At 65.7% G+C, this 15768-nt stretch carries 15 protein-coding genes; 8 read left to right on the top strand and 7 right to left on the bottom strand.

From position 1 onward, the window contains the following. Window positions 1-22: 22 nt before the first annotated feature. Window positions 23-1570, bottom strand: a complete 1548-nt coding sequence (locus ACFLIM_RS20870) for a hypothetical protein (RefSeq protein ID WP_393167798.1) — start codon at window positions 1568-1570, stop codon at window positions 23-25. 481 nt (window positions 1571-2051) lie between these two features. Here ACFLIM_RS20870 and ACFLIM_RS20875 point away from each other — a divergent pair, with 481 nt between their 5' ends. Together ACFLIM_RS20875 and ACFLIM_RS20880 are read left to right on the top strand one after the other, a co-directional pair. Continuing rightward, on the top strand, window positions 2052-2351 hold the full coding sequence (locus tag ACFLIM_RS20875) for a YrhB domain-containing protein (RefSeq protein ID WP_393167799.1): 300 nt from the start codon (window positions 2052-2054) through the stop codon (window positions 2349-2351). A gap of 160 nt (window positions 2352-2511) precedes the next feature. Further along, complete coding sequence (locus ACFLIM_RS20880) at window positions 2512-3150, top strand: DUF6461 domain-containing protein (protein ID WP_393167801.1); 639 nt, start codon at window positions 2512-2514, stop codon at window positions 3148-3150. Between the two features lie 422 nt (window positions 3151-3572). Here the strand turns inward: ACFLIM_RS20880 and ACFLIM_RS20885 are convergent, their stop codons facing one another. Further along, complete coding sequence (locus tag ACFLIM_RS20885; protein WP_393167802.1) at window positions 3573-4493, bottom strand: phosphotransferase; 921 nt, start codon at window positions 4491-4493, stop codon at window positions 3573-3575. A 130-nt stretch (window positions 4494-4623) separates the two neighbouring features. Between ACFLIM_RS20885 and ACFLIM_RS20890 the strand changes: the two genes are divergently transcribed. Next, window positions 4624-5148 (top strand): hypothetical protein, encoded by a 525-nt coding sequence (locus ACFLIM_RS20890; RefSeq protein WP_393167804.1) that lies wholly within the window; start codon window positions 4624-4626, stop codon window positions 5146-5148. A 592-nt stretch (window positions 5149-5740) separates the two neighbouring features. On the opposite strand, the gene ACFLIM_RS20895 is transcribed toward ACFLIM_RS20890, so the two are convergent. The 3 genes from ACFLIM_RS20895 to ACFLIM_RS20905 all read right to left on the bottom strand — a co-directional run bounded on the left by ACFLIM_RS20895 (window position 5741) and on the right by ACFLIM_RS20905 (window position 7573). Continuing rightward, window positions 5741-6217, bottom strand: a complete 477-nt coding sequence (locus ACFLIM_RS20895; RefSeq protein ID WP_393167806.1) for a hypothetical protein — start codon at window positions 6215-6217, stop codon at window positions 5741-5743. 160 nt (window positions 6218-6377) lie between these two features. Then, window positions 6378-6554 carry a hypothetical protein gene (locus ACFLIM_RS20900; RefSeq protein WP_393167808.1) on the bottom strand — a complete coding sequence of 59 codons (177 nt, stop codon included), beginning with the start codon at window positions 6552-6554 and terminating at the stop codon, window positions 6378-6380. A 512-nt stretch (window positions 6555-7066) separates the two neighbouring features. Then, on the bottom strand, window positions 7067-7573 hold the full coding sequence (locus ACFLIM_RS20905) for a monooxygenase family protein (RefSeq protein WP_393167809.1): 507 nt from the start codon (window positions 7571-7573) through the stop codon (window positions 7067-7069). Between the two features lie 179 nt (window positions 7574-7752). Between ACFLIM_RS20905 and ACFLIM_RS20910 the strand changes: the two genes are divergently transcribed. Continuing rightward, window positions 7753-7920: a hypothetical protein gene (locus ACFLIM_RS20910; RefSeq protein ID WP_393167811.1), complete on the top strand. Its 168-nt coding sequence runs from the start codon at window positions 7753-7755 to the stop codon at window positions 7918-7920. A 98-nt stretch (window positions 7921-8018) separates the two neighbouring features. Here the strand turns inward: ACFLIM_RS20910 and ACFLIM_RS20915 are convergent, their stop codons facing one another. Continuing rightward, window positions 8019-9311 carry an MFS transporter gene (locus tag ACFLIM_RS20915; RefSeq protein WP_393167813.1) on the bottom strand — a complete coding sequence of 431 codons (1293 nt, stop codon included), beginning with the start codon at window positions 9309-9311 and terminating at the stop codon, window positions 8019-8021. Between the two features lie 19 nt (window positions 9312-9330). Next, a complete protein-coding gene (locus ACFLIM_RS20920; protein WP_393167814.1) occupies window positions 9331-10128 on the bottom strand; it encodes an alpha/beta fold hydrolase in 798 nt (265 codons plus the stop codon). Between the two features lie 127 nt (window positions 10129-10255). Here ACFLIM_RS20920 and ACFLIM_RS20925 point away from each other — a divergent pair, with 127 nt between their 5' ends. The 4 genes from ACFLIM_RS20925 to ACFLIM_RS20940 all read left to right on the top strand — a co-directional run bounded on the left by ACFLIM_RS20925 (window position 10256) and on the right by ACFLIM_RS20940 (window position 15516). Beyond that, window positions 10256-10471, top strand: coding sequence for a 2TM domain-containing protein (locus ACFLIM_RS20925; protein ID WP_393167815.1), 216 nt, complete (start codon window positions 10256-10258; stop codon window positions 10469-10471). A gap of 5 nt (window positions 10472-10476) precedes the next feature. After that, entirely contained in the window at window positions 10477-11142 is a 666-nt protein-coding gene (locus ACFLIM_RS20930; protein WP_393167817.1) for a class I SAM-dependent methyltransferase, read from the top strand. A gap of 281 nt (window positions 11143-11423) precedes the next feature. Next, on the top strand, window positions 11424-11801 hold the full coding sequence (locus ACFLIM_RS20935) for a WhiB family transcriptional regulator (RefSeq protein WP_393167845.1): 378 nt from the start codon (window positions 11424-11426) through the stop codon (window positions 11799-11801). 598 nt (window positions 11802-12399) lie between these two features. Continuing rightward, window positions 12400-15516, top strand: a complete 3117-nt coding sequence (locus ACFLIM_RS20940) for a BTAD domain-containing putative transcriptional regulator (RefSeq protein ID WP_393167819.1) — start codon at window positions 12400-12402, stop codon at window positions 15514-15516. Window positions 15517-15768 lie beyond the last annotated feature (252 nt).

The raw sequence follows: 15768 nt of genomic DNA on the forward strand, positions 1-15768 counted from the left end.
CTTGCTAATCAAAGTGCCCCCGTCATGGCTTCAGAATTACCTTAAGCAATCCATGAATAGTGTTCCAGCAATCCCGCACTTCGTCGGCGGTCGCGAAAATGTGATGATTATGATTGACTGCATTTAGGTGGTCCATGGAAGGTACATAGCCACCGAGGCGCCCACTCTTCACCTTGTTAATTACTTGAATGAACGCAGTCCGCTTTGTCGTCTTTACGTGCTCCTCAAGCCAATCTAGACACTGAGAGAGGTAGACGAAGCCCTTGCCGTCATTGCTCGTCTTTTTGATCTCTTCGTTTATGGACTCGGCGTAAGCCTTTATGCATTTCTCAAGGAAGGTACGAATTAAGTCGAGAGTGGCGTTTGGGAAGCGTTGAATGTTTACCTCTGAGAGTTCCTTAAAAGTCATATGAATGGCATAAGGGAAGCCGGACGGTACTTCGAGGCCACTCATGCTTAGATATGCTTTTCGAGGCGTTGAAGGCTTCTTAGCTTCGCCTGTCTTCTCAGCTTCACCTTCAGGGTCTTTCGCGGAGGACGTTGTCGTACCCTCACCCGACGCTTGTGCTGGCTTTGCAGTAGTAGTCGAGCCAGTCTGTGAGGAAGGCCGACCGGTTTTAGTGCGCGGAGATGTGCCACTTGTTGAGCCCGTTGGATCTGAGACGCTCTCGTCGTCCGCGGTCTCACTTCTCTCGCTGGTATCTACGAGATCCCTAAGCTCATTCAAGTAAGAGCGATAGAAATCGCTCTTGGTCGAATTAAGCTTTTGAGTGTCGATGTACTTGGTGGCGATATCCCCGATGATCTTCTCGGCGAGCAAGGCAAATCGGCGCTTTGGGCCCTTCAGAGTTACGCGAGCTTTAGAAGCTTCGATGTTAATTTGCACAATGGCGAGAAAGTCGGGATTCTCGTAAAGTCGAGCGAGGGTCGAAATTGGGAAGTTTCGTCTACTCACGTAATCTTTTAATGTTAGATTCTTGTAAGTTACATTGCGAAAAAGGTTGAGAATTCCACTTCGCACAATGAACTTACGGACGTCGATCGTGGGATACTCGGCGATCAGTTGCTCAGCTGTCTTTCCGGCGTCAATCAAAGCTTGGAAGAACGCTGACTGCCTGTTCGGCGTCCAAGCGACGCGCTGATGCCCAGTGTGTAGCGCAGCGACTAGCTGGTTGGCATCGTCTTCGTTGGGTGCGCACTTCACCCTGATCGTCCGAAGCCTGGCGCGTTGCTCTGGGTCTAGTTCCTGGGCAAGCTTTGCCAGGCGCGCCTGGTATCCGGGAGCTAGATAAGGGTTCTGGATGGCTTTGAGTGCAGCAACTCGGCGATTGCCTTCTACGACGACCAGCAGTCTGTCGCGTCGTACGACCACAGGCATCTCGTGCGTGAAGAAGCCGGCTCTCACAATGTTCTGCGCCAGATCGAATGCTTTCTCGTTTGTGAAGAGATCTGCCATGATGTCCGGCTCTGCTGCCGTTACGGGGAGCTCCAGACGTACATTGCGGGGATCCAGGTGCAGATCGTCGACCACATCGACCACGAGTTCGACCCATGGCGCCATGTCGATCATACGCTACTCTTTCCCTCGCGGCCGCCCACGATCTCAAGTTACCCCATGTTCTCGAATACACCAGAAAGCTTGCTGGATCAAGGAATTCGGCTGGGATATACGCGAGACGTTGCCGAACTGTGCTTATAGGGATCAAGCGGCGGCGCGGCGCGCCGCCGTAACCCCGGCCCTCCGCCCGCCCGCCGTCCGGGCGTGCGGCCTGGGGGCCGGTCCCGGACGGCGGCGGGACACCGGGCCGGGCACCGCACGCCGGCCCCGCCGTACCGATCGAACGCCCCGGCCGGGGTTGCCACGCCGCCGCACAGATGCAGTCCTACGATCGCCACTGCATGGTTGGTCGTCGTAGATTGCTGGGGGCGATCGACGATCCGTGCTTCGTTCCTCAGCACGGCTCACCGAGTGACGTGGTTGCGGTCCGCTACCGGCACGGCAGTCTTGCTTCGGATGGTGGGGACAGGCCGCCGTGCATCATGATGGACGGGTGCTGACTGAGCCGGAAGCGCGTCGCCTTGCGGAAGCCGAGATAGCCCGCCTCTACGAAGAAGTACGCGCGTACTTTGATCCGGACGACAGCTTCGTCGTGTCCGCCATGGAGGAGTACTCAATCGGCTGGGTTTACTACTACCAATCTGCCCGGTACCTACGAACCGGAGAGTTCACTGCCGCATTGGGTGGTAACGCGCCAATTCTCATCGACCGCCGCAACGGTGTGATCTTGCCCACAGGCACCGCCTACCCGATCGAGCACTACATCCGCGATCATGAGCTATCGGGCGAGTAGTGGCGGGCGGCGGCTTTTTGCGGTCGCGACGGGCTACCCCGTGCAATATGCGTGTAATGATCTTGGCGGTGTGAGCGGTACGGGGAGACTGCGACCTGGGGCGCAGTCTGTATCGCCTTAAGAACGGTCACGAGCTGTAAAACCATCAAAGGAGGTTGCGGTGGTCGATCCCCTCGTTCCCTTCCGTTGGTTGGAAGCTTCGCCAGGAGTAGGAGACCGTGAGGATCTGCTTGGCGAGATTTTCTGCGTGTCCTTTTTTCGCGGGCTCGAACCTGCGGAGGTGCTGCGACGCTTCGGGGCCGGACGCCCAGGGCGGGAGATGACCTTCCATGAACTCCGTGTCAAGGTCTGGGAGGCGGCAGGGATGACCGGCAACGACTATGTCGGCGTCGTCCAGGTGGGTGAGTGGGGCGTGGCCGTCGAACCGGGGGGTTTCCAGGCGGTGCTGGCCGAGCGGTTGAGCGGGCTGTCTCGGGGATGTGAGGTGGTGGCCGTGGGACGGCACGATTATGCGTCGGACAGCTTCGTGTACGCGGTGGATGGCGAGGTCGTCACCGGCTTCACGCCGCACTTGCCAGGGAGTCGGTGGGGCAGTGACCCGGAACGGATCAACGAGTTCATGCGTGAAACCGGCTTGCCTCCGGAGGAGTTGGATGAAGAGGCATGGGAGGCGACGTGGGATGACATGTTCATTAACAGGATCTCGCGTGCGTTCTTGCTGGCAGCCAAGATCACTGGCGTGGTGTTCACTCCCAGCATCCTCGACGGGCCCCTACTCGTCGGCGCCATCAGTCAGTGATCACGAAGGGGCGGCCACTGGTGCTACGGGTGGCTACCAGATCTACCGGTTTACTGCCGATCCTCTGCAGGTGGAAGGCTCTCTCTTCCGAGAGATCCGCGGTTCCTGGGGGCCGATCGTGGCTGGCTCTGCCTCGCGGGATATATGCGGGATGATCTTCCCTGGTAGGGGAAGGACGAGAGCCGCACCCCGAGGTCAGAGGCCGGGTGCAGTCAGTAACGTCAGCCCGCTGTAAAACCGTCGGCTCAGCCTACGCAAGTTCGAACCTTGCACCTGCCACACCAGCGGGAAGAGGCCCGTCACCAGCGGAGACGCGGCGACGGGCCTCTCGCTTTGTGTCCGGCCATCTACGGCGATCACCGGCGTCCTACGGCCACTCACGGCCAAAACGCGGCCAAGTTTTATGGCATGCCGAGATGTAATTAGGCGTTCGCTCGGCGAAGGCGTTCGGCTGCCTGTGCGCGGACGGCGTCACAGGACACCGGGGTGTCGCCGTGCACAGCCTCCCAGCGGGCGTTGTGTGCCGCCGGCCACAGGCTGGCCGCCCACGCGATCTCCTGCTCCTCCGCGGTGAACCGGCGCCCCCGGAGATCCTGATAAGCCGCCAGGAACGCGGCGGAGCTCTCGATCGGGGCCAGGGTCGGCGGCGACGCACTGGCGAACGCTCCGCACGCCGCACCCGCCAGTGCCGCCTCCGACTGCCACGCCAGGCTGTCCCAGTCGTGCACGGCCCACACATCGCCGTCGTGCCAGCGGAGGTTCTGCGCTTCGAAGTCGGCGTGGCCCAGCACGCGCGGCAGGTCGGCGGCCAGCATCCGCTTGCGGGCCCGGTCGGCCGTGTCGACGACGTACGCGGGCACGGCGCCCTGGTCCCGGTCGTCCAGCTCCCCGATCGCCGGCCACACCCCAGAATCGGTGTGGTCCCAACGCACCCAGCGCGGATTCGGCAGCGGCGGCGCGACGGTCACGTCGGCCAGTTCGGCCATCAGCCAGGCGAACACCGCCGCGTAGCGCACGGCGACGTCCGGCGAGTTGCCGCGCAGCAGTTCACCGCCGGGCCGGGACTCCTCAGCGTGCACGGCCAGCGCACCGACGCCGACCGCAGACGTGAGCGGCCGGGCGCACGGAAACCCCCGCTCCGCCAAGTGGGCCTGCGCGGCAACACACGACGCGGCCCGGCCGTCGTCCTCCCGCGCCTTCACCACGACGTCCCGCCCACCGGCCAACCGCAGCCCGAACACCGCCGATATCTGCCGCAGCTCGAACAGCACGCTGACCGGCTCGTCCCCCAACTGGTCCACACACCAGTCCGGCAGCCAGTCCGGCAGATCATCCAACGGCACGGTGAGGACTATGCCATGTGCGCCGAACACAGCAGAAGCGACCTGGACGTGCCAGCCCGGCACTCGACGACCGAGGGGGACGGAAGTGACCACAATGACACTGCGGCGTGCCAGGCCGGATGAGGCGAGCATGCTGAGCGACCTGGCACTCGCCGCCAAGGGATTCTGGGGGTACGACCAGGCATTCATCGAGTCGTGCCGGGACGAGCTCGCCTTCGGTCCCGACGACATCGCGCGACGACACTTCATGGTCGCCGACCTGGGTGGCCTGGTGGCCGGCTGCTACAGCGTCGACGGCGATCCGCCGGCGAAGGTCGTTCTTCCAGTAGGGAGCTCCACCTTCACCTCCGGCCTTTGGCCCGCTCCCCTGACGGGTGGGATGACGGCGACGGGAAGATCCGGTGGGAGAGGTGCGTGCGTCCGTACGGTTTTCCGGTCGTACCCGTCCGCGGGTAGGCAGGGGGAGGCGCGAAGCTTCCGGACTAGCTACGAGGTTGTCGCCAGAGGGAGACGGTTGGCAATGACCGTTCTGCTTCAAGAGCCGTTTCGCGGCGTCCTGTGTGGCTTGAGACCATCGCCGCCCGACAGCGATCTCCCTGAGCAGCCCGGCAAAGAGCCCGACTTCATCAGCGATCATCCACGGCAGCGCTCGTGAGATCCAATACTCCGACTCCCCGGCAAGCCCGCAATGGATGACCGCCTGCAGGACTTCAGCGATGTCTGGATCATCAGGACCAAGCGCCTGCCCGGATTGCCTCTCCACCTCGTCCCGAGGCCTCTCCAACAGCGGTAAGAGCCCCACCCTCGACATGGCGAAGGGAGTATCCGCCCCAGTGTTTCGCGACTCGACATTCCATGTGGTCCCATTGACGAGCACCAGCCACGGACCATCCGGCTTCACGGCCAGAACCCTGCGCACGGAACCGGTCTCCATGTCCACCACCTTGGCACGTCGCCACAGCAAGATCCGGAACATACTCGGAATGATCAACGAAACCGTGCCCACGGCCATGTGAGTTCCCGCAGCTCAGTTGCCGAGCGATGCATGATGACAGCGATCCACCTTAAGGCTGTGACGGGTTGGAGCTCCGGGCGCTCTGCCATCCTCAACGTCGACTCATGCTTCTGAGCTGTGGTTTCGCCGCACGACGCTAGAATCCCGCATCCAGCCGCCGGCCACCGGAAGCTGCCATATACCACCCTTCCCAGAATATATGCGGAGTGGATCTTGGCGTGTTTCCCCAGTGTTAGTTCTGCAGCTCCCACAGATGCCGCCAGCGCAACTCGTCATAGGCCCCAAGGAGGACCGTATCGATTAGCAACTCCAGCATCAGGCGATCCGGCCCCTCGTACTTCCGCCTGTACCGACGCTTGCCTGACTCAACCGCCGCCTTGACGATCTGCCATCCTCGGTCACACGGTTGGAAGTCTGCTTGGAACATCTGGTCGCCGGTCCAGCTTCGATGCAGGTATAAGCGATCATGATCGACGAAAGCGAACCACTTGTCGTCCATATCTGCCGGAAAGTGGCCGCGCCGGATGATCTGCCATTCCGACTCAGTCCACGCTCGATCCGGTGGTGGCAGAGCGTGGGGTTTGTTTAGCGGGTGCAACCTCCCCCACGAAGTTCTGGTCACCACGCCCTCATGCGGGGCCGGACCAGGCGAGCCGACCATGACATGACGCCAAATGGCGAACTGCTCAACGGGCGGTGGCTCGTTCACGTCTCAAGGGTGGCACAATCTGAGTAGGTCATGGATCTTCCCGCTTGAACCTCCAAGATTCGGACTATTCACGAAGCTAAGTGGTCGACTTCGGAAGTCCTTCGGGGATTGACGTGAGAGCCGATCGTGTGGGCGGGGTGGCGTCAGCGGTCGGCGTTGGTCAGGCAGAAGCAGTGTGCGTCCGTACGGGGATGTGGCGGGATATCTCGGCACAGCACACATTGAATCCGCTGTGGCGGGGGCACTCGACCTCCTCGGAGGCAGGGCAGAAGTAGATGTCCGAGCAGCCGCAATCGTAGAAGTCCGGCATCGGGTCCGGCAGGTTGGTGGTGGTCATGCGCTCCAGAATGCATGATCGGTGCTTGGCTCTGTCTCGACGCGACGCCTGGCTGCTCTGGGCGCCTCTCGGCGCCATGCAATATGCGTGCGATGCTCATGGCGGTGACAGCCTCGTGAGTACGCTGCATATCGTGGATACGTAGTCGACCTCGCGGCACCCCTTCTGCTCGCTGCGGCGGCCGTGATACGGCACCTTGCGGTAGATCAGGCGGGTGCGCCGGTCGGGGTTAAGGCAGATCAGCCTGGCGAGGGAGACGCGTCCGGAGCCCTTGTCGGAGACGATGACGACCGGGGTGTGGCCCTGGCGGGACCAGGTGCGGGCCTTGGGCGGGCCGCCCGCCTCGACGTACAGGAATGTCTCGACGGGCTGGAGGCGCTCGGTCTGCTCGAATCTTCGCCCGGCGACTCATACACGTTCCGCTTCGCGCACGACCTGGTCCGCGAATCGGTCGCCGGGACTACGACGCACGGGCGGGCCGCCGAGAGATTCTTGGCCGAGCTTCTGCGTGGCTAGGACTCGTAGAGGTCCGTCTCGCTGAGGACCGGGCTGCCGCCTTCGGAACGTCCCAGCCGGGCCGCGGAGCCGAACATGGGACCACGAGCGCGCTGGATCCCGGCGAACCGTCCGAAGCCGAGCGGCTTGGGCACGTCATCGTAGACCGCCTCCATACCACCCTTGATCGAGTACGTCTCGTGCCAGAAACCGGTGCCGCCGGAGTCTCGCAGGAAGTCGAGCCACCATTCTCGATGCGGCTCCGACCGGGCGAATGCGAGCAGCGAGGGCAGGTCGCGCCAGTACTGGCGCATCCCCATGTTCATCGGGAAGAACGAGTAGTAGACGGGCTCGTGCAGCAGCAGTCCGTCCGGCTTGCCGGCGACCGACTCACTGATCTTCCGTCCGAAGCTGAAGAAGGTCCGGATACCGTACAGCCGGTTCACCCGCATGCCGAGGTACAGGACAAGGAGGTCTGGATAGGCGGAGAGGTCGACGGTCTGCCGGTTGACTCGGGTTGGCATTTAGGGCTCCTCCGGGTTCGGATTACGCGTGGGCTGATGTGGGAGGAAGGTCGTGCGACGGCTCGGCCGGGTCGAGCGTATGAACTCCCGCCGCGCACGGAACGCCTCAAGCATGATGTCGACCTGCTCGGCAAGGACCCGGCGTAACATCCGGTCATCACTCGGGCGGTCAGGTAGACGTGCTGGCCGGTCAGCAGACTGAGCTCGCCGAGGAAGCCGAGGAAATCGCCGGGGCCGCCTTGGTAGATCAGAAGGTCCGGCTCGACAGCCGTCGCGTTCCGGTCGATGTCCACAGTCGCCGTCAGGAGCAGGAAGAGGTCGTAGGAGTCGTCGCCGGACGCGAATAGATCCCGGCCGGCCTCGGCGTGCTCCACCTCGCTGTACTCGACGAGCCAGTGGAACTGCTCGTCGTCCAGGACCGGCTCGTGCTGCGCCGCACCGTCGTTCACGTGGTTCCTCCGTCATTCCGGGCGGGGACGGTTGGTCGAGACGAACCTGGATGGGAAACGGGACCGGGTGCGGGCTTTACCCGGGCGACGGTCACGAGGTACAGGAGCAGCCCGGCGGAGGTGAGGACGAAGCCGGCCCAAACGGTGGACAGGGTCCCCCAGCCGGCTTCGAGGGTGACTGCGCCGCCGATCGCTCCGAGCGAATTGGCCAGATTGAGGGCGGCCAGGTTGAGCGCGCCCATCAGGGTCGGGGCGTCTGGCGCGAAGCCGGTAAGCCGGACCTGGATGGTGGGGATCGCGAGCATCATGGTCGCGCCGACGCCGAACAGGCAGGGCAGCAGTATCAGCAGGTTGCCGCCGGCCACGCCGATCAGCAGCAGGACCGCCAGGACGCCGCCGTACCCCCAGGTCAGACCGCGGTGCTCGTATCGGTCGGCTACGCGTCCCCCGAGATGGTTGCCGACCGCCATGCCGAGGCCGAAGACGGCGAGTGCGATCGGGATGAGCGCTGCGTCCCGCAGCGCCGCGTCGGTGACGAAGGGGCCGATGAACGTGTAGACGGCGAAGATGCTGGAGATGCCGAGCGCCGCGACGGCGACCATCAGCCAGACGTTGAGCCGGCGGAGGCCGTTCAGCTCGTTCCTGATGGAACCGCCGTGCAGATCGTCGGTGCGAGGCAACCAGGTCACCAGGGCGGCGCCGGCGAGCAGGCCGACGGCGACCACGGTCCAGTACATGGAGCGCCAGCCGGTGTGCTGGCCGATGAAGGTGCCGAGCGGCGCCCCGGCGATGGTGGCGACGGTGAGCCCTCCCATGACCGTGGCGAACGCCTTGCCGCCCTTGCCCGGGCCGTACACGTACGCGGCGGCGACGGCCCCGGCGCCGAAGAACGCACCCTGCACGCTGCCGGCGACGAACCGGAAGACGACGAGCAGCGCGATGTTCGGTGCCAGTGCGGAAAGCCCGTTACCGACCAGGAAGAGCACGACCAGGCCGAGCAGCAGCGTGCGCCGGTTGACCCGGGCGGCGAGCAAAGTGATCGCCGGAGAGCCGATCACCACCCCGAAGGCGTAGGCGGTGATCGCGTACGTGGCGACCGGGATCGACACGTCCAGATCGGACGCGAAAAGCTGGATGATGCCGTTGCTGCCGAACTCGCCGGTGCCGATCGCGAAGGTGCCTAGCGCCAGCGCGAACAGAGTCAGCTTCGGATTCCTGATGGGCGACTTGGCGGAGGTGTGCCGCTTCTCCTCAGCAGTGCACTGGCCTTCATACGCGCGAGTATGCATCGACGTCTGCTTCAAGGTGTCAGCGCGCGGCGCGTTTGATGAGATCGGCCGTCACGGTGGGCTGCGAGATCATCGCCACATGGGAGGCACCGACCTCGCGTGCCTGTGCCCCGGCCCGCCGCGCCATGAAGCGCTGCGCCTCGGCCGGAAGCACCTTGTCGTTTCTGGCCACGAGGTAGTAGGAGGGAATGGTCCTCCAGGCCGGGGTGCCGGACGGCTCCCCCAGCGTGCGCGTGTCAGCGGGCCGCTGACTTGCCTGCATCAAGTCGGTGGCCGGCTTCGGCACGTCGCCGGCGAAAACGTCGTGGAAGAATTCTTTCTTGATATATCCGTCGACGAGGCCCGCACCATAGGGGCGGAAGTTCAGCGCCGTTTCTGTGAGTTCGCTTCCCGGAAACTTGGTTTGTAGCCCCAGCAGCGACTCACCCTCGTCGGGGGCGAACGCGGCCACGTATACCAGCGCTTTCACATTCGGGTTGCCGACCGCGGCGTTCGTGACGACGATCCCGCCGTAGGAATGCGCGGCCAAGACGATCGGACCGTTGAGTGTGGCGAGGATGCTCGCCAGGTAAGCGGAGTCGGAGGCCACGCCGCGCAGTGGGTTCGCCGGGGCGATGACCGGATAGTCGTCGCGGATGAGCCGGACGGCGACGTCGTTCCAGCCGGAGGCGTCGGCGAACGCGCCGTGCACGAGTACTACGGTGGGTTTGGGCTTGGCTTCCGGCCGGGGATGCGCCTGCGCCTCGGAGGTTCCCAGCAGGGCACTGGTCGCGACCGCGGCGGATCCGGCCAGCACCGCTCTACGAGTGGTCGTCATGATGTGGACCTTTCAACGTGTGGTGTTCGCACCTCTATTGCAGATCAAATGTAGAACCTGAAGACTTGACGATCGCTGAATTAAGCGACTCAGTCTTCGTCAAGTACGCCGATGTAGCCTGCCGGGCATGAGATCGGTAAAAAGAGAAGGCGCCCGAAAATGGGGCCTGCGGATTCACCTACTCTTTTACGCCCTGGCTAATCTGGCTCAGCTCGTGGTGTGGCAGGTCTACGATTCGGAACACTTCTTCTGGCCTCTGTGGCCGATAGTCTTCTGGGGCGTCGGACTGGCCTTCCATTTCTGGGGTGTCTACTCGACGCCCACATCGAAAACCAGTCGGTGAGAGCCGTGTCGTTCCTCCTCGAGTTCGTGCGCGCCCCTATGACGGTCGGCGCGGTCGCGCCGAGCAGCCCGGCGCTGGCCCGAGCGGCGACGGCGGCGGTGCCCCGGACCGGCTCCCCGGCCGTGGTGGAACTCGGCCCCGGCACCGGCGCCTTTACCGGCGCCATCCAGCGGCGCCTGGCGGGACGCGGCCGGCACATCGCCGTCGAGATCAATCCACGGTTCGTGCAGCAGCTGGCGGCACTCCATCCGGCAGTTGACATCGTGAACACGGACGCGGCCGACCTCGCCGCAGTGCTGGCGCAGCGCGGGCTCAGCCAGACCGATGTCGTGGTCAGCGGCCTTCCGTGGGCGGCGTTCACCGAGAACCATCAGCGCGACGTGCTGTCCGCAGTGGTCGCCGCCCTGCCGCCGCACGGCGTGTTCACCACGTTCGCGTACGTGCACACCCGATGGGCCCCACCCGCCCGCGACCCGTTCAGCGCGGTGAGCAGCGCCAGGGCGGACAGTTCCAGCTCTGCCAGACCCGCTGTGCGCGCCACCTGCGCGGCCGACCGTCAGATGCCGGGAGGCGGCTTCGTATGCGGACTTGCTGCCCGCGCAGCGGCCCGCGTGTACCAGCGCGTCCGCCCTGCGACTCGATCGGCTGGCGGACCGGTGGCCCACAGATGATGGGCGAGACGCTCGGCCACCGGATCGTCGTCCGAGGCCGTGCGCTCCAGCGCGTCCGCCACCCGCAGGGCCAACCGGGTCAGCCGCCGCCGTGGCGTGGTCCCGGCGACCGACTCTCCGCACCAGGTCGTGCGGGGAGCGGAAGCGGATCGGCCGAGGCCGGCGCCTTCGTCCGGCGCCGGACCGCCGCACCCGTTGACCGGAGTCGTTCCGCCTCCCGCCGCGGGCGGTCCGGTCTCGCCCACACCGACCCACGCACCATCCTTGACCTGGCGGTGATCATGACCCTCCACCGGATTCACCAGCACCACGACGCGCGACCTCCCCGGCAGTGGACGGCCCATGCCGCCTGCCAGGACGCGGACCCCGGCCTGTTCTTCCCGTTCACCTGGGAGGACCTGCCGAGGCAAGATCACGCACGGCGCATCTGCCAGGCCTGCCCCGTACAGGCGGCCTGCCTCGACTGGGCCCTGCGCACGGGCGAACCGGAAGGCATGTGGGGTGGCACCACCCCCGCAGAACGCCGCCTGCTCCGCGCCCCCATACCTGCAGGCCAGGACGTGACCGTCAGCCTGCGAGGAGGCGTTGGAGTCGAAGCGCCGGCCCGCGGGCCCCGCGCAGCGCCGGCGTCGCTTGAAGGGCAGCATGAACCTGTGTGAAGCCTGCACGTCGAGTTCGTTGGCGCCCGCGAGCAGCGCGAGATCCCGGCCGATCAGCGCGGCGATCTGCAGAAGGTCGCCTGCATCGGCCCACCGGAGGTCGTCGACGACGAGCACCACCGGCCGCCGTGGCGAGACGTGGCAGACGGGAGCGACAGCCTGCTCGAACAGGTGGAACTGGTCACCGCTGTCCGGCAACACGGTGTGCCGGAACCTCGCGGTGCGGTTCAACTCGGCGGCCCACCTCACCGGCCTGCCACTCCGTCCGCGCCGCGACCGGCAAGCTGTCGAGGACCCCATGCTCGGCCAGCTGCCCGTTGAGCGAACCCGCTAGGACGGAGCCTGCAAGTAGCGTGACACGCTGAAGCAACGTCGTACACACTCGCAGTCTCAGCCTCGATCGGCCGACCCTTTTACGACCAATCCTGGACCAGTAGAATCGGTGCACCCTGCGCTCCGGCACGGGTCGCAAGCGGACAAATCTGTAATGTCCAGCCGGGAGTCGACAGACGTGACTGGGCCAGCCCATCCCGTTCGGCCGGGCGGCGAAGGTCCGCCGGCCGGCGCCAGTTCGCTGCGTCTGCAGGTCCTGGGTCCGTTGCGGCTGTGGCGCGATGGCGTCGAGCTGGACGCCGGCCCCCGACAGCAGGCGCAGTTGTTGGGCCTGCTCCTGGCGCGCGTGGGCCGTCCGGTCAGCACGAGAGAATTGATCGACCTGATCTGGGCCGATGATGCTCCCGCCAGCGCGCTCAACGTCATCCAAAAGTACATCGGGGCATTGCGGCGGGTGCTCGAACCCGCGGTCCCCGCCCGGGCAGCCGGTACGTACCTGAACCTCCGCGGCAACGCGTACGTGTTCAGCGCCGGCCCCGGCACGCTGGACCTCGTCACGTTCCGGGAACTTCTCGAAGCCGCCCAGGCCGCCCTCGCCCAGCAAGCTCGCGAAGTGGCACTCGACCATTACATCAAAGCGCTCGGCCTCTGGCGGGGCCCCGCGGGGGACGGATTTTCCTTTGGGTCGACCGCGATGTCGATCTTTGCTGTCCTCGACGATGAGTTCCACGCCGCCTGCGCGGCAGCGGCCGAACTGGCCGTGTCGTTGCGCCGGCCGGAGCGGGTGATCCTGCCGTTGCGGCTGGCCACGTCGATGGCACCGTTCCACGAACCCGTACACGCCAGCCTCATCACCGCCCTCGGCGCCGCTGGACGGCAGGCGGAGGCGCTGTCAGCGTTCCACGCGGTCCGTGACCGCCTCGCCGAGGAGCTCGGCATCGACCCCGGCCCCGCGCTGCAGGCCGCGCACCTGCGAGTGCTGACGCAGGCCCCGACGTCACCGGTGGTGACGAGCACGGAGAGTGAGGGTGACCGCGCACCGGCGAGGCAGGCAGCCGGCCTGGTCGGCCGGGGCGAGGAACTCGGCGTGCTGCGGCAGGCCATCGAGGCGGCGCTCACCGGCCGCACCGGGCTCGGCATCGTCGAAGGCGAACCGGGCGCGGGCAAGACGCGCCTGCTGGAAGAGGCCGCCGCCGCCGCGGACCAGCGTGGCGCGCTCGTCGTCTGGGCTTCCTGTCTGGAAGGCGACGGAACACCATCGATGTGGCCATGGGAGCAGGCGCTCACCATTGTCCTCGACAGCCTGCCCGCGCTGGCGCGCGAGAAGTGGCTGGCCAGCGAGCTCGGTCGCCTCCTCGAATCTCGAGACGATGAGGCCGCGCCGCCGGTTTCCGGCGGCCGCGCCCAGTTCCGCCTGTTCGAGCAGGTCGTCACCTTTATCGGCCAGGCCTCGGCAGAACGGCCGATGCTGCTCGTCATGGACGATCTCCAATGGATTGATGCCACCTCGCTCCAGCTGTTCAGCCACCTGACGGGCCGGCTACCCACCGGCACCGCGATCATCTGCGCCCTTCGCGACCGCGCACCCACACCCGGCCCCGACCTTTCGCGGGTTCTGGCCGCCGCCAGCCGGCTGCCCAGCCACCGCAGGATCCAACTCGGCCCGCTCAGCCTGACCGACGTGGCCGAACTCATCCGCCGCGAGACCGGCCACGAACCCGGCACGGACATCGCCCGCAACATCCACGTTCGCACCGCCGGCAATCCTTTCTTCGTCCGCGAACTGTCGCGGCTCCTCAGCGACCGCGGCGCGCTCAGCGACGGCGACGCATCGGCCCGGGCCGGGGTGCCGTCCACCGTGCGAGACGTCGTCCGCGATCGGCTGGCGGGCCTCGAGGACAGCGCTCGCGACCTGCTGCGGGTCGCAGCGCTGATCGGCCGCGACGTCGACCTCGGCCTGCTCGCCCGTGTCGCCGGTGTCGACGTCGCGGACTGCCTCGAATGTCTCGAACCGCTGCGCGCGCTCGGCCTGCTCGAAACAGGGCTGGAGGACCCGTTCTCGTGGCGCTTCGCGCACGACCTGGTTCGCGAATCGGTCACGGAGACAACGGAGCAGCTGCGGGCCATCCGGCTGCACCTGCGTATCGCGGACGCGCTGGAAGAAAGCCAAGCGGACGACGAGTCCATCACCGAACGCCTCGCCTTCCACCTGTGTGCCGCCGGCCCCCTCGCCGACCCGGTTCGTACCGTGGAGGCGCTGAAGCGCGCCGGTCGTCGCGCGGCGACCAAGCTCGCGTTCGCCGCCGCCGATCGGCACCTGCAATCGGCCGCCCAGATCGCGCGGACCGCCGGGCTACCGGAACTCGAGCTCTCCGCCCTCTCACTACTCGCCATCGCCCCGCGTCGGCAAGCCGGGTTCGGCGGCACAACGTTCGATCTGCTGGAGCGTGCGGAACACCTGGCCCGCCAACTCGGCCGGGAGGTTGAGGCCGCCGGCCTCCTCTTCGCTCGCCTGTTCGGGGCCTACACCTTCCTGGAGTGGGACCGCGTTCGTCTGGTCCGCCGGCTGTATGAGCAAGGGGAGGCGTCCTCCGAGCCGGTCGTCCGTGTGTACGGCCGGCAAGCCTGGGGCCTGCACCAATGGGACATCGGCAACATCGGCGAGGCATACCGGTGCTTCAGTGAGAACAACCCCGCTCTTCTCGACGGGGTTGTCTCCTCGCATAGCGAGACCCCGATCCGGCGTGACGTCTCGGGTGAGTGGCCCGGATGGCAGGCCGTCGTGACGGCACTGCACGGTGACGTCGAGACGGCGAGGACAATGATCGACAAGTGGAACGGCCCCGACGACTCGTACGCGGTCGCGACCTGGGCCTACTACACCACGATCATCGCTTCGATGGCCGGTGACGCGGGCTGGGTGATGCGCACGATCGAGCGGTGGATGGCCGTGGGCACTGGCCGCGCCGCCATCCAGCAGGAGCACTACATACGGCTGAACTGGTACTGGGCCCGTGCCCTCGTCGGCGATGACCCGGCTGGTATCGCGGCGGAGGCCGAACAGCTCCTGGCCGGGACGCTGGTCGACCCGCCGCGGTGGGGCGTCGCGTACCACCACGGGCTGATCGCCGAGATGTGGTTGGCCGCCGGGATGCCGGACGAGGCGGGCACCGCCCTCGACCGAGCGGACCAAGCCCTCGAGGCCTACGGTCAACGCTATGCCGAAGGACTTGTCCTGCTGCTGCGGGCGCGCCTGCTCCACACCCGCAGCGAACCCGCCGAAGTCGTAAGAGCCGCTGCCGAAAAGGCCCGCGACCTGTCGAACGAACGCGGGTCTCACCTCTTCGCCCGCCGCGCCGAGAAGTTTCTTGCCGAGCTTTGATCGCACTGCTCAGCACCAAAAACGCCGAACGCAGTTGGTCCAGCGACAGCGACAGCGACTTGACCCCCCTGATCGACGCGAAGTCGAGAGGAACTGCCGCGCGAAGCGACTGGATGACCCGCGACCTAAGCCTGGATCCACGGCGTGAATTCTGTTGATCATTTTGGGGTCCAATTCCTCGATGAGGGCCGTTCCCGCAGTTGGCAGCCTGGTTTTGGGCGTGGGAGGGCCGCCGTGCGCGGGTCGCGGCCT

The organism is Nonomuraea marmarensis (genome assembly GCF_043197025.1).
Lineage (GTDB): Bacteria > Actinomycetota > Actinomycetes > Streptosporangiales > Streptosporangiaceae > Nonomuraea > Nonomuraea marmarensis.